Raw genomic sequence first — 18172 nt, forward strand, 5'->3', positions numbered from 1 at the left:
ATGAAAACTGCTTCCTCATCAGCTGATAAGGCATTCACCGACGAAGTAATCGCTCACACCAAGGTGTGGTTGGAGCGCGCTGTGATCGGGCTCAATTTGTGCCCGTTTGCCAAGGCTGTTTTTATCAAGGACCAGATCCGCTATGTCGTCAGCAATGCGCAGACACCCGAAGAACTGGTCGCGGACCTGATCCGAGAGCTGGAATTCTTGCAGGAAGCCGATCCCGAAAAGGTCGACACCACCTTGCTGATCCATCCTGATGTCCTGCGCAACTTCCTCGACTACAACGACTTTCTGGATGTCGCCGATGCCGCAGTCGAAGAACTTGATCTGGCCGGCGAGATTCAGGTAGCCAGCTTTCATCCCGAATATCAGTTTGCCGATACCGACATCGACGACATCAGCAACTACACCAATCGCGCGCCCTACCCGACTTTACATCTGTTACGAGAAATCAGCGTGGAGCGTGCGGTCGATGCCTTCCCGGATGCATCGGAAATATTCAACAAAAATATGCAAACCCTGCATCAGCTTGGATTGGACGGCTGGCAAAAAATAATGAGGGGAGACGCAAACAAGCCTGAATCGATGCTTTGATTATTACTTGATGTTGCAAAAATGGTATTTTTCGCGGTTTTTTACTGAAAGTTACCAAATAGTAATAGACATCGTAACAAGAAAATTTTAAATTGAGCTTGTGCAACTTATTTGTATATTTGGTCACTAAACAAAGGTACCTTGTTTGTTACTAACCGAACGTACAACACGCTGTGCAATGTACCAAGCTGTATCAGTAGTTCCATGAAGAAATAAATAGGGAGTTTCTTTATGATAAAAATGTGCTCAAAATCAGTATAAAATACGGCAATTATAAAATTGCCAACAAAAACTGGGAGGTGCACTTGGTAATAGTTTTGTACATATTGCACAACCACTTCCCATATATCAACTAGGATAAACGGAAACAATTGATTATGACTAACACTACTCCAGACGCACCAACCAGCAACAAGCTTGATGAACAAGTGACGTATGATCCAAATCACTTGCTGGATTCGCTCATCGACAAGTTGCATTTGAAAAACGATGCGGCCCTGTCGCGCTCACTTGAGGTGGCGCCACCGGTCATCAGCAAAATCCGCCACCGTCGTTTGCCGGTTGGCGCATCGCTGTTGATTCGCATGCACGAAGTCAGCGATCTGACGATTCGTGAACTGCGCGCCTTGATGGGTGACCGCCGGGAAAAATTCCGTATCAGCGACAAGCAATTCAAGCCAAAGAGCAAGATCGAAGCCGAAAAACTGAAGTAATCGGCCTCAGGCTCCCCTGTCTAAAGCGCTGTTCGCAGTTGCTTTAGGCAGGGAAAACGCCGGTAGATAAATAGCGGTCGCCGCGATCGCAGACGACAAAAACAATCGTCGCGTTTTCTACTTGCTGTGAAATCCGCAACGCCACTTCGCAAGCCCCCGCTGCGGATATCCCGCAGAAAATCCCCTCTTCACTCGCCAGCCTGCGCGCCATATGCTCTGACGCCGCCTGACTGACCGTTTCCGTCTGGTCAACCTTCGAATGATCGAATATTTTTGGCAAATACGCTTCCGGCCATTTACGGATGCCAGGAATTTGCGAGCCTTCTTCCGGCTGCGCACCGATGATGCGGATCGCCGGGTTCTGTTCCTTGAGGTAGGTGGAAACACCCATGATGGTGCCAGTGGTACCCATGGCGCTGACGAAATGGGTAATCCGTCCTTCGGTATCGCGCCAGATTTCCGGGCCGGTGGTTTCGTAATGAGCCAACGGGTTGTCAGGATTGGCAAACTGATCCAGGATCAGGCCCTCACCATCTTTCTGCATTTTTTCGGCCAGGTCGCGGGCATATTCCATGCCGCCGGTCTTTGGCGTCAAGATGATCTTGGCACCATACGCTGCCATGCTCTGACGTCGTTCTTCACTCAGATTTTCCGGCATGAGCAGCACCATCTTGTAGCCGCGCATGGCAGCCACCATCGCCAGAGCGATGCCGGTATTACCGCTGGTGGCTTCGATCAAGGTATCGCCGGGCTTGATCTGCCCGCGCATTTCGGCATGCTTGATCATCGACAAGGCCGGCCGGTCTTTCACGGAACCGGCGGGATTATTGCCTTCCATCTTGCCCAAGATTACATTATTGCGCTGTTCGGCATCGCTGCCGGGAATGCGTTTGAGTTGTACCAGAGGGGTATTGCCGATGGTGTCTTCGATAGTCAGATAAGGCATAGTGTAATCAGGCGTCTTGTGCAAAGAGCTCATTTTAATATGAGACTTTATTACGCGTATGAAAGCCTGACAAAGCGCAGCCGGCGGCGCTGGATAACAACGCATTCTGCCGGAGGAGGAGAAAGCCCCCGGGAGCCGCAACGAGCCTGCATAAGCAGCAATTGCGCTGTGCGGCCCGGGGGAATGGCCAGTCTGGCGCCGCTACTTGGACTTGGCCACGGCCTTTACGCCCGTCTTGGCCGGCGGCGCTGTATCGCCTTTGGCCTTGCCATTCACCAGCAAACCGGCTTGCGACAGCTTGACAGAGTTCTTCTCGCCGATGCCCTTGACACGGCTTTCAAAGTCGCCCCAGTCCTTGAAATTGCCGCCTTTGGTGCGCTCATCAAGAACCCGCTTCGCCGTGGCCGAACCTATACCTTTGACGCTCTCCAAAGCCGCCTGGTCGCCCTTGTTAACGTCAACTTGAGCAAAGCTGGCCGAGGCCATCAGCATGCAAAATACCAGCAATAGTTTTTTCAGCATTTCGTCTATCTCCCATAAATGTGATGTCACTGAAAAGATCAATCAGACGCGAAAACGTCTGATTAATTATAGTCATGACAACACGAGAAATTGACATTTACACCATAAACGAGAATTTACTTAACCAAATAATTCTTCGCGGCTGACCGTCGCCGTACCCAGCTTACCGACCACAATGCCACCTGCGCGATTGGCCAATGCAACAGCGTCGGCAATCGGCAATCCTGCGCCGAGCATCAGCGCCAGCGTCGCAATCACGGTATCGCCGGCGCCGGAAACGTCATACACCTCACGCGCCATCGCCGGGAAATGCGTGATTTCCTTCGCCGTGTACAAGCTCATGCCCTCTTCCGAACGGGTCAGCAACAAGGCTTCGAGCTGCAGCGATTCGCGCAGATTTTGTGCTTTGACAGTCAGCTCTTCTTCATTCTTCCAGTTACCGACGATATGCTTCATCTCCGACTTGTTAGGCGTCAAGACGCTGGCTCCCGTGTAGCGCGAGAAATCGTCGCCTTTGGGATCGACCAGGATGCATTTGCCAGCCAGCTTGGCGGCGGCGATCATTTCCGCGACATTGACCAGGCTGCCTTTGGCGTAGTCGGACAATACCACCACCGGATACTGCGGCAACAAGGCATTGAAGCGGGTCAGCTTGTCGCGCAAGACGGCATCGGTCGGCGCTTCCTCGAAATCGATACGCAGCAATTGCTGCTGGCGACCGATCACGCGCAGCTTGATGATGGTGGAGATGGTCGGGTCGCGCGTGAGGAAACTATCGACGCCCATTTCTTCCAGCATGCCATCGACGGTGTCACCGGCTTCATCCTGGCCAACCACACCCAGCAAGCCCGAACTGCCACCCAGGGTAGCAATATTGCGTGCGACGTTGGCGGCGCCGCCCAGTCGTTCTTCGCGCTTTTCAACGCGCACGATCGGCACCGGTGCTTCAGGCGATATGCGACTAACCTCGCCGAACCAGTAACGGTCCAGCATCACATCGCCGACCACCAGAATCTGCACATGCTTGAAGGAAGCTGGCAATGTATAGCTTTGCTTGGTCATGATCTTATCCACGCGCCTTATTTACGCACCAGCGCCGAGCGGCCAATGCCGTGATATTCGAAACCCAGCTCGCCCATCACTTCAGGCTCATACAAATTGCGGCCATCGAACACGATCGGCGCCTTGAGCAGTGTTTTGACTTGCTCAAAGTCTGGACTGCGGAAGGTCTTCCATTCCGTCACAATCAGCAAAGCATCTGCATTATTCAGTGCATCGGTCTGGTTGTCGCAAAAACGGATGCGCTCAAAGGCGCCAGGCGTGGCGGCAAGATCGAGCGCCAGCACACGCTTGGCTTCGGTCATGGCCACGGGGTCGTGCACCGCCACTGTGGCGCCGCGGCCGATCAATTCGTCCAGCAGCACACGCGATGATGCTTCGCGCATGTCGTCGGTATTCGGCTTGAACGCCAGGCCCCACAAGGCAAAATGCTTGCCGCTCAGATCGGCGCCGAAACGCTCGCTGATTTTTTGTCCCAGCACATGCTTCTGATTATTGTTGACCTGCTCCACGGCGCGCAGGATATGCAGTTCCTGACCATAGGCGCGTGCGGTGCGTTCCAGCGCTTGCACATCCTTCGGAAAGCAGGAGCCGCCGTAGCCGCAGCCAGCATACAGGAAGCTATAGCCGATACGCGGATCCGAGCCAATGCCGTGGCGTACCGCTTCAATATCAGCACCCACCTTGTCAGCGAGGTTGGCCAATTCGTTCATGAACGAGATGCGGGTCGCCAGCATGGCGTTCGCTGCATATTTGGTGAATTCGGCGGAGCGCACATCCATCCAGAAGGTGCGTTCGTGATTACGGTTGAATGGCAGGTACAGCTGCTTCATGAGCGCCTGCGCCTGCTGGCCGGAGGCGCTCTCGTCGCAGCCGATGACGATGCGGTCGGGCCGCATGAAATCGTCAACGGCGGCGCCTTCTTTCAGGAATTCCGGATTGGAGACAACGGAAAACTGGATCGCCGCGCCGGCCGGCTTGCGCGCATCCAACTCTTCCCGAATCGCCGTGCTAACCCTGTCTGCGGTCCCGACCGGTACGGTCGATTTGTCGACGATGACCTTGAAGCCGGTCATGTATTTACCGATGTTACGAGCTGCCGCCAATACGTATTGCAAGTCGGCTGAACCGTCTTCATCCGGCGGCGTGCCAACCGCAATGAACTGTACCTGACCGTGCGCCACGCTGGCGGCAATATCGGTGGAGAAATGCAGGCGTCCGGCAGCGCGGTTACGACTGACGATTTCAGCCAGGCCGGGCTCATGAATAGGAATGCCGCCGCCATTCAACATAGCGATCTTGGCCTGATCGAGATCGAGGCAAAATACATCGTTGCCCAGTTCCGCCAAGCAAGCACCTGTAACCAAACCGACATAGCCGGTACCGATAATAGTAATTTTCATGTTGTTCCGAGCATGCGCTGCGCTGCCGCCATGGATATGGCAGGTCAGCAGGATTAATTCATTACGTTCAATTCTTCAGTACGACGCGGCGGGTAAGTTTCCCAACGGCTGCAACCCGGACACTGCCAGTAGAACTGGCGCGCCTTGAACCCGCAATGGCTGCATTGATAGCGCGCCAGCTTCTGGGTATAGCCATGCACCAGGTTCTTGACCACCGACAGCTCAGAATGCATTTCCGGCGCTACTTTCATCAGACGCGCTTCCAGCAATTTATCCAGGCCCAGCAAAGTCGGCGTGCGTCGCAATTCGTCGCCCACCAGTTGATTAGTAGCCTCAACGCCATCCAACTCCAGCACTGCCTTGAACACTACTTCCAGCAAATCAATGGAAGAAGCTTCAGCCAGGTAGGAGCGCAGCAGGTTGACGCCCTCATGCGGCCGACCGACAGCACGATAGCCATCCATCAGGCGCTGCGCCACCAGCGCCACGTGCAGCACGCTTTGCTGCTCCACCCGGCGCCAGGCGTGCAAGGCGGCTTCGACGTCGCCCTGCGCCAAATGCACATCGCCCAGCAACATAGTGGCGCGCACACTGTTACGGTCATTGCCCAGCGCTTTCTCCAGCAATGACATGGCTTGCTCGGGATGGCCGTCGACCAGTTCATCCTGCGCCAGTTCGCAATAGAACTGGGCAATCTCCTTCTGCCGCCCGCCAGCCCCGGACTGTTGCAAGGTCTGGGCCGCTTCGATGGCGCGCAGCCACTCTTTCTCGCGCTGGTAGATTTCCAACAAGGCGCGTCCGGCCTGCGCTCCGTATTGGCTTCCTGCCAGCAAATGGAAGCTCTCTTCGGCACGGTCCAGCAGACCGGCCTTCAGATAGTCTTGACCAAGTTCGTATTGAGCGTGCAGACGATGTTCCTGCGCCAGGTCTGGACGGGCCAGCAAATTCTGGTGCACCCGGATCGCGCGCTCGGTTTCACCGCGACGGCGAAACAGGTTGCCGAGCGCGAAATGCAACTCTGCTGTTTCCGGATCGAGCTTGACGATTTCGATGAAGGCATCGATGGCCTTGTCGGGTTGCTCGTTAAGCAGAAAATTCAAACCCTTGAAATAGCCCCGAGGCAAACTGCGAGACTCAGATATCAACTGGTTAATATCAACTCGCGCGGCAATCCAGCCTAGTCCAAAAAAGACCGGGATGCCGAGTAACCACCAAATTTCAAATTCCATACGGGCTATGCTTTATGCGTGACCGGGATCTTCGCGAAGACCCAGTGTGAAAATGCCGGCAAATTGAAGTTACCGTCGCAATGACCGCGGCTCACCCAATTTGATACTAAGCGGCATTATATATTCTTGACGCTGTCCGGTTGCGGGGCTTGCGCCTCTGCCAGTCGTTGCGCTTCTTGCTCTTTTTGCATGGAGGTCAGGACTTTTTTAGTCTTTGCCGCATTACGACGGTGACGGAATACCGATGGCGCCATCGCCAGTACGCCAAGGATCGCACCGAAGACGAAGAAGCCTAGCAGGAACAACACCAGCGGCCCTTGCATGATGGTGCCTGGGAAGAACTGGAGATCGACGTTGCCTTTGTTCTGCAGCGCGAAACCGAAAAATACGACAAACAGCAGGATCGAAAGAATTCTGGAAATGATTTTCATGATGCCTTTCCGTGTGATTGGGTAATGGTGGCTAACTTAAGCAAGGTCAAGCCAGATAAATTTGCAGTCGCTTGGTTTTGTTGTTGCCATTTTTGCAAATTCTCACCTAATACACAAACAATATAACTTTAAATGATGCGAAATTGTACGTGAAAAAAAACGGCATCCGAAGATGCCGTTTCGATTTTGCTCGCGCGTAAATGTAACTCCGCCTTTACAACTCAGTCTTCTTGAATCGGTTGCCCGACCATCGCATCGACTCGTTCGCGTAATTCCTTGCCAGGCTTGAAATGCGGCACCCGTTTTTCAGGCACCATCACTTTGTCGCCGGACTTGGGATTACGCCCGATCCGTGGCGGCCGCCGATTCAGCGCAAAACTGCCGAATCCACGAATCTCGATACGCTGGCCGGTTGCCAAAGCATCCGCCATTGCATCGAGTATGGTTTTCACCGCGTAATCCGCATCCTTGGCTACCAGTTGCGGATAACGCTCGGCCAAGCGGGCAATCAGCTCCGACTTTGTCATTAGCTTTACTCGCTCAGTTAAATGTTACTTGCTGCTTAGTTCTTGTTGTCGAGCTTGGCCTTCAACAGCGCGCCCAGGCTAGTCGTACCGGAAGCGGCATTGGAGTCAGAAGCCGAAGACAGCTTTTGCATTGCTTCCTGGGTTTCAACATTGTCTTTCGCCTTGATCGACAGCTGGATGCCGCGAGCCTTGCGGTCAATGTTGATGACCATGGTTTCGACTGTGTCGCCGACCTTCAGGTGCGTACCGGCATCTTCCACGCGATCGCGGGAGATTTCGGAAGCGCGCAGGTAGCCTTCAACTTCATCCGACAACTGGATCACGGCGCCCTTAGGCTCGACCGACTTGACTGTACCGGAAACCAGTGCACCCTTGTCGTTCATTGCAGCGAAGTTGTTGAATGGATCGCCTTCCAGTTGCTTGACGCCCAGGGAAACGCGCTCACGCTCAACATCGATTGCCAGAACGATGGCTTCCAGCTCGTCACCCTTCTTGAAGCGACGAACGGCTTCTTCGCCGGTTTCAGTCCAGGACAGATCCGACAGATGCACCAGACCGTCGATGTTACCGGCCAGGCCGATGAACACGCCGAAGTCGGTTATCGATTTGATCGCGCCCTTGACCTTGTCGCCCTTCTTGTGGGTAACAGCGAAGTCGTCCCAAGGATTAGCTTTGCATTGCTTCATGCCCAGGCTGATACGGCGGCGGTCTTCGTCGATTTCCAGAACCATGACTTCAACTTCATCGCCCAATTGAACGACTTTGTTTGGCGCCACGTTCTTGTTGGTCCAATCCATTTCGGAAACGTGGACCAGGCCTTCGATACCTTGTTCGACTTCAACGAATGCGCCGTAGTCGGTGAGGTTGGTGACTTTACCGAACAGACGGGTGCTTTGTGGGTAACGACGTGACAGACCGGTCCAAGGATCATCGCCCAGTTGCTTGACGCCCAGGGAAACGCGATTCTTTTCTTGATCGTACTTGAGGACCTTGGCAGTGATCTCTTGACCGACTGTGAGCACTTCCGAAGGATGACGCACACGACGCCATGCCAGGTCGGTGATGTGCAACAGGCCGTCGATGCCGCCCAGGTCCACGAATGCGCCATAGTCGGTGATGTTCTTGACGACGCCGGTAACGATGGTGCCTTCTTTCAGGGTTTCCATCAGCTTCTGGCGCTCTTCGCCCATCGAAGCTTCGATAACTGCGCGACGCGACAACACGACGTTGTTACGCTTGCGATCGAGCTTGATGACCTTGAATTCCATGGTCTTGCCTTCGAACGGCGTAGTGTCCTTGACCGGACGGGTGTCGACCAGCGAACCCGGCAGGAAGGCACGGATGCCGTTGGTCAGAACGGTCAGGCCGCCCTTGACCTTGCCATTGACAGTACCGGTAACGATCTCGCCGGACTCCATCGCTTTTTCCAGCGAGAGCCACGATGCCAGACGCTTGGCCTTGTCGCGCGACAGGATTGTGTCGCCGAAACCGTTTTCCAGCGATTCGATAGCGACGGAGATGAAATCGCCGACAGCTACTTCGAGTTCGCCGTTGTCATTTTTGAATTCTTCGATTGGAATGAAGGCTTCGGACTTGAGGCCTGCGTTGACGATAACGAAGTTATGGTCAAGGCGCACGACTTCAGCAGAAATCACTTCACCAGAACGCATGTCTTGACGTGACAGCGATTCTTCAAACAGCGCGGCAAATTCATCGGCGCCGGCAGATGCAGGGGACAGAACAGTGATGGACATAGTTTTGACTAGTTGTGACAGTATTGCCGCCTTATCTATGCAAAGTACCTTTAACAAACCACTTAAAGCAGTACTTACTAAGATGCGGTCAATATTGGGTTAGGTTTTTCAACGTCCGGCCAGACTTTGCGTCAAACCGGACACCAAGGTGCTGCAAAAAAACAACAAATAATGTTACTGCTTGAGGCTAAAACACTTACTTCTCATTCAGGACGACTTGGCAGATGCATACCAGCTAAGTACTTGTTCGACCGCCTGATCAGCGGTCATCGCAGAGGTATCCAGCAAATGCGCCCCTTCCGCAGCCTTTAACGGTGCCGAGCTGCGGTTGCTATCGCGCGCATCACGCTCCGTCAAATCCTTTGAGAGGTCTTCCATATTAGCAGAAAAACCCTTGTCAATCAATTGCTTATAGCGCCGTTGGGCCCTGGCCTCGACGCTAGCGGTCAAAAACACTTTCAGACCGGCATGGGGGAAGATCACCGTCCCCATATCGCGACCGTCGGCGACCAGCCCCGGGGGTTGCCGGAAACTCAATTGCAAGCCATACAAGGCTTGTCGAACCGTTGGTATTGCAGCAATTTTTGACGCCATATTACCAACCTCTTCGGCCCGGATATCATTGGTCACGTCCTCGTTCGCCAGGAAGATATGAGCACCGTTGAAATGGCAATGCAGGTGCTCCGCGGCCTTGGCCAAGGCGTGCTCATCGTCCAGCGGCGTATTGCGACGCAGTACGGATAATGCGGTCAAACGATACAGCGCGCCGGAATCGAGATAATGAAAACCCAGGTGTTGTGCAACCTTTTGCGCTACGGTGCCTTTACCGGATGCCGTTGGGCCATCGATGGCGATGACAGGAATATGGGAGCTAGGCATAGAGGTACTCGATTATTATTGAATTGGAAGTGCCATCGGCAATTGGAAAATAAGTATTACTCTGACAAGGGTGCGAAAATTGCCTGCAAATCATCCTGGGTCAGACCGATATTCTGTGCTTCATCCCCTTCGGGCGACAACATTGCCTGCGCCAGGTCAGCTTTCTTTTGCTGCAGCAGCTGAATGCTTTCTTCCACCGTACCCTTGGCGATCAGCTTGTACACAAACACCGGCTTGTCCTGGCCGATACGCCAGGCGCGGTCGGTTGCCTGGCTTTCGGCCGCGGGATTCCACCAAGGATCGTAATGGATCACGGTATCCGCTGCGGTCAGGTTCAGGCCGACGCCGCCGGCCTTGAGACTGATCAGGAACACCGGCACTTCACCATCCTGGAATTTACGTACCGCCTCTGCCCGGTCTTGCGTGGCGCCGGTCAGCAACGTATAGCCGATATCACGCTCGCGCAGCTCGTCGGCAATCAGCGCCAGCATACTGGTAAATTGCGAGAAAACCAGAATCCGCCGGTCCTCCTGGCGCAACTCGTCGACCATTTCCAGCAGCTCCTGCAACTTGGCAGATGGCATTTCTGCCTGCGCTGCCTCAACTTCCGGCTGGTCCGTCTTGAGCAAGCGCGGATCGCAGCAAGCCTGGCGCAGTTTCAGCAGCGCCTCAAGAATCACGATATGGCTGCGCGCTACGCCTTTCTTGGCGATTTCCTCGCGTACCTTTTTATCCATCACCAGGCGCACGTTTTCGTAGAGATCCCGTTGCGCCCCGGTCAAGGTCACGCTGCGCAGCATCTCAGTCTTTGGCGGCAGTTCCTTTGCCACTTTGTCTTTGGTCCTGCGCAGCAGGAAGGGCTTGATGCGGCGGCTTAACAATGCTCGCCGGGTCGCGTCGCTCTGCTTTTCGATCGGGTGGCGGAAATCGCGGTTAAAGGTTTTTTCGTCACCCAGCAAGCCCGGCAACAGGAAATGGAATTGCGCCCACAGCTCGCCCAGATGATTCTCTACCGGCGTGCCGGTGAGACACAGCCGATGCCGCGCATTCAACAACGCCGCGCTTTGCGCCACCTTGGAACGTGGATTCTTGATGTAATGCGCTTCGTCCAGAATCAGCAAATGAAAAACTTGTTCACGCCAGCGTTCTTCATCGCGCGGCAACAAGGCATAGGTAGTCAGTATCAAATCGCATTCCGCGATCTGGTCGAACTGTTCCAGCCGCTGCTTCCCTTGCAACACCAGCACGCGCAGATCCGGGGCAAAGCGTGCTGCTTCCTGCAGCCAGTTATCCATCAGGCTGGTGGGCGCAATCACTAGCGCCGGCGCCGTCAGGCGACCGCTTTGCTTCTCGATCAGGATATGCGCCAAGGTCTGTACAGTCTTGCCCAGCCCCATGTCGTCGGCCAGGATGCCGGCCAGATCGTATTCGCGCAGGAACTGCATCCACGCCACACCTTGCAACTGATAGTCGCGCAGCGTCGCCTGCAGCCTAGGCGGCGCCAGCACTTGCCTGATGCCGCCAAAGGTATGCAGCTTTTGTCCCATGCTACGCAGACGGTCGCCGCCAACCCAGCGCAGCTTGTTGCCAGCATCCAGCTCGGCCAGACGCGCCGCATCGAGCGCAGACAGGCGCACCGGACCTTCGGTTTTTTCAGCGAAATACAACTCACCCAGGGTATTCAGGATCGGCTTGATACGGCCCCAGGGCATGGCGACATGCATGCCATCGGCAAGGCGCACCAGCAATTCATCCTGGTCGTCGCGCAGGGCCATGGTGCGCGGATCGAAATCCTGCGGCGCATGGCGAATCAAGTCGACCAGCAACGGTAGCAGCGATATGCGCTGATGGTTGACCACGATACCCATTTGCAGGTCAAAGGAGCTGCCGCCGGCATCATCGGCCGCGTCGTCAATCTCGGCATACCAGTCTTCCACCTCGGCTACATCGAAACGATATTCGGCGCGCTTGTCGATTTGCCAGCCTTGCGCTATCAACTGCGGCACGCCCACTTTCGCAAAGCGCAGCCAGGCTGACTGGTCCGGCAGCATGAACATGCCTGGCATCATGGCCAATGGATGTTGCGTACCTTCCAGCGCTTGCAAGCCGAGCTCCTGCAATGTCCGCTGTAGAGTGGCTTCAGCGGCCTGATCCCGCATGATCTGTTCAATCCCGGCCGGCGTATTGCGGCACAGCGCAGTACTAAATCGGGCAGAGGCGATAGCACCGTCATAGCGGAAATGCAGTTCGGCAAAATCCTGCATCAGCGGATTGCTGACGCTGGGCAGATTACCCAACACCAGCAGCGGTTGCGGCGCGATATCCCTGCGCACCGCCTGCGCCACTTGCGGCGGAAACGGTATCACGTCACTCAAACCCTGCGTCAGCAGTTGCTGGGCAACCGTCAGGCGATTTTCCGGATCGAGCATGGGCGCCTGGATCACCAGATCGTTCAACGCTTTATTAGTAATCCGGTTATCGCGGTGCGACAACAGCAGTTCGCCACAAGAGAGATTATCGATATACCAAGGCGGCTCGGTGGGCAGCATGTAATCGAGACTCTTGCGCAGCGTTGCCGAAGGCTCCGCCCCATCGGTTTCCGCCTCGAATTGCCAACCCAGCTGCCATAGATCCAGTGCTGCATCGCGGCCGTCATCCGGTGCTTCATGCCAAGTCAGGCTAGCACGGCGCGGCGCGGCCAGCTGCAAAGGATAGGCGGTGCCCTTTGCAAGATCGGACAGGGAATTAGCCCACAGCAAACGCTGTTGCTGCAGCAGTGCGCGCAACAGTTGCGCGCCGAGTTCTCCGCTCAACTCACAGGCGGCGTGCTGCGCATGGTTACCATCGTTCTGGGCCACAAAAAGACCGATCAGGTCACGGTCTTCCGAACGCAGGAATAACGTCGGATCTGCCAACAAGCGCGGCACATCCGTAATCGGTTGAGCGGATAAGAACTGGCCGTTCGGTCTCGGTTGCGCCTTGCACAAATGCAGCACAGCCTTCTTTCCGTTGTAGGCAGCAGACAGGACGAACACCACCTGGTGCGTAGCGACTTTCTGGCGCAAGCCAGTCTGGGGGACCGCCGATACAGCACCCGCAATTTCGCTCTGGACCCGCGTCAACCATGCTTCCATGGGACGCGCCAGCGGCGGTGACGGTGGCAGAACAACTTTGGCGACAGGCTTGGCCACAACGACAGCGGGCTCCGGCGCGCGCAACCTACCGGTCGCAATCGTGATCTGATCAGAGGAAGGCCGCTGCAGATATTCAATCAACGCTGCTGCCACATGCTTGCAGTTGGAACCGACGGGACAGGAACAGACGCTATCGATATCCGGCGCATCGCGGAATACCGACAGGGTTATTTCTTGCTGGTAGACGTTGCTTCCACTACCTTGAACGGTGGCGTTGAGAACGTCGCCATCCTGTTCAACCGCCAGCACACGCCGCTGACGCACGTATTCCTGGCCGCGATCAAAGGTTGCCTGATGCAACACGTCGCGCACATCGGCAAGTGTCAAATTCATGCGCGGCCTGTCGGGTTACAGTAATTTCTGTTCGGCGATTTGCGCGAACACAGTGAAATAATCCGGAAAGGTCTTGGCCACACATTGCGGGTCATTAATGCGCACCGTGGTCCCGCGCCGCGCCGCGCCATCTAGCGCAGCCAATGAAAAACACATCGCCATCCGGTGATCGTCATAAGTGTCGATGGTCGCTGCCTGCAATTGCGCAGGAGGAGTCACGCGCAAGTAATCGCTTCCCTCTTCGATGGTCGCGCCGAGCTTGCGCAATTCGGTCGCCATGGCGTTCAGGCGATCGGTTTCCTTGACCCGCCAGCTGGCGATATTGCGCAGCGTACTAGTGCCTTCGGCGTACAGCGCGGCAATCGCGATCGTCATGGCGGCATCCGGGATATGGTTGAAATCAGCGTCGATGGCCTTCAGCGCGCCGTTCGAAGACACTTCGATCCAGTTGTCACCCATGGTGATGCTGGCGCCCATCTGTTCCAGTGCTTCGACAAAACGCACGTCGCCCTGGATGCTATCCTTGCCGACGCCTTCAACGCGAAGCGGTCCACCTGCAATCGCACCGGCCGCCAGGAAATACGATGCGGTCGAAGCATCGCCTTCGACGTGAATCGACTTCGGACTTTGATATTGCGCGCCGGCGGCGACGGTGAATGATTGCCAGCCCTCACGCATGACCGTCACACCGAAGCGTTGCATCAGATTCAGAGTAATCTCGATGTAAGGCTTGGAAATCAGTTCGCCGATAACCTCTATCGTCACCGCCTCATTCTTCGCCATCAAAGGCGCAGCCATCAGCAGCGCCGTCAGGAATTGGCTGGAAACATTGCCGCGCACCTGAATGCGCTGGCTATGCAGTTGTCCGCGCTGGATATGCAAAGGCGGGAAACCGGTCACGCCGGTATAGGCAATCTTGGTGCCGACGGCGTTCAAGGCATCGACGAGATCGCCGATAGGCCGTTCATGCATGCGCGCCACGCCATGCACTGCATAGTCGCCGCCCATCGCCGCCAACGCTGCCGTCAGCGGGCGGATAGCGGTACCTGCATTACCCATGAACAGATCAGCCTGATGCACAGGGAAGGCCCCGCCGCTGCCATGTACTGTGTAGGTCTGCGTAGCTTCAGTCTGTTCCCAGATCACGCCCAATTGTTTGAGCGCCATCAGCATCACCAAGGTATCGTCAGATGCCAACAGGTCATGGATTTGCGTCGTCCCGTTGGCCAACGCTGCCAGCAGCAAGGTGCGGTTGGAAATGCTTTTTGAACCCGGCAGCCGGACCGAACCGTGTACTTGCGCTACAGGATGCAAATCGATATATTCGGGATAAGTTTGCTTGCGTTGAATAGTCATTAGTCGCCACCTTCCTTGTTCTGTTGTTCCGCTGCCTCGATGGCGCTGATCCAGTTGTGCCTAGCCTGTTGCGCGTTGCTGTAGATCGCTTCCAGCGCGGGGCCGTCACCAGCTGCCAGCAAGCCACGCATGCGCGTCAACTGCAGCAGGTAAGCGTCCAGCTCGCCCAGCAAGGCGCTCTGGTTTGCCAGCGATATATCGCGCCACATTTCCGGCGATGAACCGGCGATACGCGTGAAATCGCGAAAGCCGCTGGCCGCATATTGAAATAACGAAGCCGCATGCGGCTTGTTGGCGATGTCGTCCACCAGCGCATACGCCAGCACATGCGGCAAATGACTGACCGCGGCAAACACGGCATCGTGCTGTTGCGCAGACAGGCGATGAATCAATGCGCCGCACTGCTGCCATGCCGCCGCGACCCGCGCCACATCAGCTTCGGAATTTTCCGGCAACGGCGCCAACACCACTTTCTTGCCGACATACAGTTCTGCCAGAGCAGCCTCAGGCCCATTCTGTTCACGGCCGGCGATTGGATGACCCGGCACAAACTGAGCGATCTTGCTACCCAGCGCAGCACGTGCCGCCAGCGCCACATCGGACTTGGTGCTGCCGGCATCGGTGACGATGGCGCCAGCTTGCAAATGCGGTGCGATGCTGACCAGGATAGCGCCGGTTTGCGCCACCGGCGCTGCGATCAGGATCAGATCAGCGCCGGTTACCGCATCAGCCACATTGGCGGCAATAGCATCGATGATTCCCAATTGCCGGGCGCGCTGCAGAGTCGTCAGCTGGCGTCCGACGCCGACAATCTGTTCCACCGCATCGGCTTTTTTCATAGCCAGGGCAAACGAACCACCAATCAGCCCGACACCAAAAATAGCGATTTTCTTGAACACGAGTATTGCTTTAATAAAGATTGATCGAAACCGCCGTTCAGGCCAGCAGTTTTTTCAGAGCGTCGATAAATGCTGCGTTTTCGCTTGGCAAGCCGATAGTGATGCGCAACCATTGCGGCAGGCCATAATTGCCGACCGGCCGCACAATGATCCCCTGCTTCAGCAAAGCCAGATTGACGCGCGCTCCTGCGCCTTCATCTTCCCCTACTTTGACCATGACAAAATTGCCGAACGACGGCACATATTCCAAACCCAGCTCATCAAAAGTTTGCGTCAATTGCAGGTAGCCGTCGCGATTCAACTGCGCGCTGCGCTGCAAGAACGCGGTATCGTTCAAGGCAGCCACGGCAGCAGCTTGCGCCAGCGAGTTGACATTGAATGGCTGACGAATACGGTTCAGCAAATCGGTGATCACCGGTTGCGCGATGCCGAAGCCGATACGCAAACCGGCCAGACCGTATGCTTTCGACATCGTGCGCGACACCAGCAGGTTCGGATATTTGCGGACCCAGGAAATCGATTCGTACTGCACTTCTGGCGGCAAGTATTCGTTATAGGCCTCGTCCAGCACGACCACAATGTGCGGCGGCACGCGCGCCAGGAAAGCTTCCAGCTCGGCCGCCGGAATGAAGCTGCCGGTAGGATTATTCGGATTAGCGATAAAGATCAGCTTGGTATCGGCGGTGATCGCATTGGCCATCGCTTCCAGGTCGTGACCGTAGTCCTTGGCTTTGACCACGATAGCGCGCGCACCCACCGCCTGCGTCGCCAACGCGTACACGACGAACGAATATTCCGCATACATGGCGGCTTGCCCGGCCTGGACGAAAGCATGCGTCGCCAGTTCCAGGATGTCGTTGCTACCGTTACCCAGCGTGATCCATTCCGCTGGAACATCGTACTTGGCGGTGATCACGGCCTTCAACTCAAAGCCGTTAGCGTCCGGATAACGACCGATATCGGCGACAGCCTTTTGCATCGCCAGCTTGGCCGACTCCGGCATGCCCAGCGGATTTTCATTGGACGCCAGTTTGATGATCTTGGCTTCGTCCAGGCCGAATTCGCGAGCGACTTCGGCAATCGGCTTGCCGCCTTGATACGGGGCGATAGCGCGCACATACTCTGGACCAAATTTAATTGACATTGTCTGCTTTCAGGACGAAATATTGAAACGAAATAACAAGATAAAGAAATAAGGGGACGTGGATCAGGCCGCTTTAAAAACTGCGCGGATACGACCCCAGCAGCTTGTAGAACGCAGCGTTCTGCTGCAATTCTTCCAGCGCCTTGGCGACCTGTTCATCGGCGGCATGGCCTTCGACGTCGACATAGAAATAGTATTCCCATGCGCCCATGCGTGCCGGCCGCGATTCAAAGCGCGTCATCGATACGCCGTGTTTGGCGAGCGGCGCCAGCAGCTTATAGACCGCGCCAGCCTTGTTCGCCACCGACAGTACCAGCGAAGTCTGATCCTTGCCGCTAGCCCCGTTTTTCAGTCGGCCAACCACGGCAAAGCGGGTGCGGTTGTGCGGATCATCCTGGATATTGGCGCTGACCACTTGCAAGTCGTATTTTTGCGCAGCCATTTCGCCGGCGATCGCCGCCACTGCGACATTTTCGCTGGCGATGCGCGCCGCTTCGGCATTCGAAGCAACTGCCTGCCGTTCGATATTAGGATAGTGCTGATTCAGCCAGGCATTGCATTGCGCCAGCGCTTGCGAGTGCGCGCAAATACGGGTGATGGCATCCATCGTCCCCTCTTTGGTCATCAGGCTGTGATGCACCGGGATAGAAACTTCACCGCTAATGTTAAGCGTGGTTTGCAACAACAGATCAAGGGTGCGGTTGATCACGCCTTCGGACGAATTTTCGATAGGCGCCACGCCAAAGTCGGCCGTACCTGCTTCCGTCGCGCGGAATACCTCATCAATCGAAACGCAAGGCAAACCCTCGACCGCATGGCCGAACTGCTGATACACCGCCTGCTCGCTGAAGGTGCCGGCTGGGCCCAGATAAGCCACCGTGACGCGCTTTTCCAGCGCGCGGCACGCAGACATCACTTCGCGGAAAATGGTCTGCACGTCGGCGCCTTGCAGCGGACCGGGATTGCGTTCAGCGACCTTGAGCAAGACTTGCGCCTCGCGCTCCGGGCGAAACACCGGTGCATTGGTTTCGGCTTTGACGTGACCGACTTCCTGCGCAATTTGCGCACGGCGATTCAGCAACGCCAGGATTTCCGCGTCGATCGCGTCAATCTGCTGACGCAAGGGTAGGAGTTTGTCTTCGCTCATGTTAGCTCTGTATTTCTATCTCAGGTTCTACTACTGCTT

The 18172-nt window shown here is 55.7% G+C and carries 16 protein-coding genes; 2 read left to right on the forward strand and 14 right to left on the reverse strand.

Annotation, left to right across the window (positions count from 1 at the left end; all coding sequences use genetic code 11):
• Both LT85_RS21200 and LT85_RS21210 read left to right on the forward strand, forming a co-directional pair.
• Positions 1-597, forward strand: a complete 597-nt coding sequence (locus LT85_RS21200) for a DUF1415 domain-containing protein (RefSeq protein WP_038492929.1) — start codon at positions 1-3, stop codon at positions 595-597.
• A gap of 377 nt (positions 598-974) precedes the next feature.
• A complete protein-coding gene (locus tag LT85_RS21210; RefSeq protein ID WP_038492934.1) occupies positions 975-1310 on the forward strand; it encodes a hypothetical protein in 336 nt (111 codons plus the stop codon).
• 43 nt (positions 1311-1353) lie between these two features.
• Here LT85_RS21210 and cysM read toward each other — a convergent pair whose 3' ends face one another.
• From cysM to pheA, 14 genes are all read right to left on the reverse strand, one after another.
• Complete coding sequence (cysM, locus tag LT85_RS21215; RefSeq protein WP_038492937.1) at positions 1354-2256, reverse strand: cysteine synthase CysM; 903 nt, start codon at positions 2254-2256, stop codon at positions 1354-1356.
• 201 nt (positions 2257-2457) lie between these two features.
• Positions 2458-2778, reverse strand: a complete 321-nt coding sequence (locus LT85_RS21220; RefSeq protein ID WP_038492939.1) for a ComEA family DNA-binding protein — start codon at positions 2776-2778, stop codon at positions 2458-2460.
• 120 nt (positions 2779-2898) lie between these two features.
• Entirely contained in the window at positions 2899-3840 is a 942-nt protein-coding gene (rfaE1, locus tag LT85_RS21225) for a D-glycero-beta-D-manno-heptose-7-phosphate kinase (RefSeq protein ID WP_052135382.1), read from the reverse strand.
• Positions 3841-3857: 17 nt separating this feature from the next.
• On the reverse strand, positions 3858-5240 hold the full coding sequence (locus LT85_RS21230; RefSeq protein WP_038492942.1) for a UDP-glucose dehydrogenase family protein: 1383 nt from the start codon (positions 5238-5240) through the stop codon (positions 3858-3860).
• A gap of 53 nt (positions 5241-5293) precedes the next feature.
• A complete protein-coding gene (gene lapB / locus LT85_RS21235) occupies positions 5294-6469 on the reverse strand; it encodes a lipopolysaccharide assembly protein LapB (RefSeq protein WP_038492945.1) in 1176 nt (391 codons plus the stop codon).
• A 116-nt stretch (positions 6470-6585) separates the two neighbouring features.
• On the reverse strand, positions 6586-6900 hold the full coding sequence (locus LT85_RS21240; protein WP_038492948.1) for a LapA family protein: 315 nt from the start codon (positions 6898-6900) through the stop codon (positions 6586-6588).
• A 221-nt stretch (positions 6901-7121) separates the two neighbouring features.
• On the reverse strand, positions 7122-7427 hold the full coding sequence (locus LT85_RS21245; protein WP_038492951.1) for an integration host factor subunit beta: 306 nt from the start codon (positions 7425-7427) through the stop codon (positions 7122-7124).
• Between the two features lie 35 nt (positions 7428-7462).
• On the reverse strand, positions 7463-9181 hold the full coding sequence (gene rpsA / locus LT85_RS21250; protein ID WP_052135383.1) for a 30S ribosomal protein S1: 1719 nt from the start codon (positions 9179-9181) through the stop codon (positions 7463-7465).
• A gap of 207 nt (positions 9182-9388) precedes the next feature.
• Positions 9389-10060, reverse strand: a complete 672-nt coding sequence (gene cmk, locus LT85_RS21255) for a (d)CMP kinase (RefSeq protein ID WP_038492954.1) — start codon at positions 10058-10060, stop codon at positions 9389-9391.
• A 56-nt stretch (positions 10061-10116) separates the two neighbouring features.
• Positions 10117-13587, reverse strand: a complete 3471-nt coding sequence (locus LT85_RS21260) for a DEAD/DEAH box helicase (RefSeq protein WP_038492957.1) — start codon at positions 13585-13587, stop codon at positions 10117-10119.
• A gap of 15 nt (positions 13588-13602) precedes the next feature.
• A complete protein-coding gene (aroA, locus tag LT85_RS21265; protein WP_038492959.1) occupies positions 13603-14943 on the reverse strand; it encodes a 3-phosphoshikimate 1-carboxyvinyltransferase in 1341 nt (446 codons plus the stop codon).
• A complete protein-coding gene (locus tag LT85_RS21270; RefSeq protein ID WP_038492962.1) occupies positions 14943-15842 on the reverse strand; it encodes a prephenate dehydrogenase in 900 nt (299 codons plus the stop codon). Before LT85_RS21270 ends, aroA begins: the two co-directional genes overlap by 1 nt.
• 37 nt (positions 15843-15879) lie before the next feature.
• Positions 15880-16986, reverse strand: a complete 1107-nt coding sequence (hisC, locus tag LT85_RS21275) for a histidinol-phosphate transaminase (protein WP_038492965.1) — start codon at positions 16984-16986, stop codon at positions 15880-15882.
• Positions 16987-17059: 73 nt separating this feature from the next.
• Entirely contained in the window at positions 17060-18133 is a 1074-nt protein-coding gene (gene pheA, locus LT85_RS21280) for a prephenate dehydratase (RefSeq protein ID WP_038492968.1), read from the reverse strand.
• Between the last annotated feature and the right edge of the window lie 39 nt (positions 18134-18172).

Origin of the sequence: Collimonas arenae, from assembly GCF_000786695.1 — a bacterium.
Lineage (GTDB): Bacteria > Pseudomonadota > Gammaproteobacteria > Burkholderiales > Burkholderiaceae_D > Collimonas > Collimonas arenae_A.

Coding starts and splice junctions, on each gene's coding strand:
- LT85_RS21200 (WP_038492929.1), top strand. CDS start 1: ATGAAAACTGCTTCCTCATCAGCTGATAAGGCATTCACCGACGAAGTA.
- LT85_RS21210 (WP_038492934.1), top strand. CDS start 975: ATGACTAACACTACTCCAGACGCACCAACCAGCAACAAGCTTGATGAA.
- cysM (WP_038492937.1), bottom strand. CDS start 2,256: ATGCCTTATCTGACTATCGAAGACACCATCGGCAATACCCCTCTGGTA.
- LT85_RS21220 (WP_038492939.1), bottom strand. CDS start 2,778: ATGCTGAAAAAACTATTGCTGGTATTTTGCATGCTGATGGCCTCGGCC.
- rfaE1 (WP_052135382.1), bottom strand. CDS start 3,840: ATGACCAAGCAAAGCTATACATTGCCAGCTTCCTTCAAGCATGTGCAG.
- LT85_RS21230 (WP_038492942.1), bottom strand. CDS start 5,240: ATGAAAATTACTATTATCGGTACCGGCTATGTCGGTTTGGTTACAGGT.
- lapB (WP_038492945.1), bottom strand. CDS start 6,469: ATGGAATTTGAAATTTGGTGGTTACTCGGCATCCCGGTCTTTTTTGGA.
- LT85_RS21240 (WP_038492948.1), bottom strand. CDS start 6,900: ATGAAAATCATTTCCAGAATTCTTTCGATCCTGCTGTTTGTCGTATTT.
- LT85_RS21245 (WP_038492951.1), bottom strand. CDS start 7,427: ATGACAAAGTCGGAGCTGATTGCCCGCTTGGCCGAGCGTTATCCGCAA.
- rpsA (WP_052135383.1), bottom strand. CDS start 9,181: ATGTCCATCACTGTTCTGTCCCCTGCATCTGCCGGCGCCGATGAATTT.
- cmk (WP_038492954.1), bottom strand. CDS start 10,060: ATGCCTAGCTCCCATATTCCTGTCATCGCCATCGATGGCCCAACGGCA.
- LT85_RS21260 (WP_038492957.1), bottom strand. CDS start 13,587: ATGAATTTGACACTTGCCGATGTGCGCGACGTGTTGCATCAGGCAACC.
- aroA (WP_038492959.1), bottom strand. CDS start 14,943: ATGACTATTCAACGCAAGCAAACTTATCCCGAATATATCGATTTGCAT.
- hisC (WP_038492965.1), bottom strand. CDS start 16,986: ATGTCAATTAAATTTGGTCCAGAGTATGTGCGCGCTATCGCCCCGTAT.
- pheA (WP_038492968.1), bottom strand. CDS start 18,133: ATGAGCGAAGACAAACTCCTACCCTTGCGTCAGCAGATTGACGCGATC.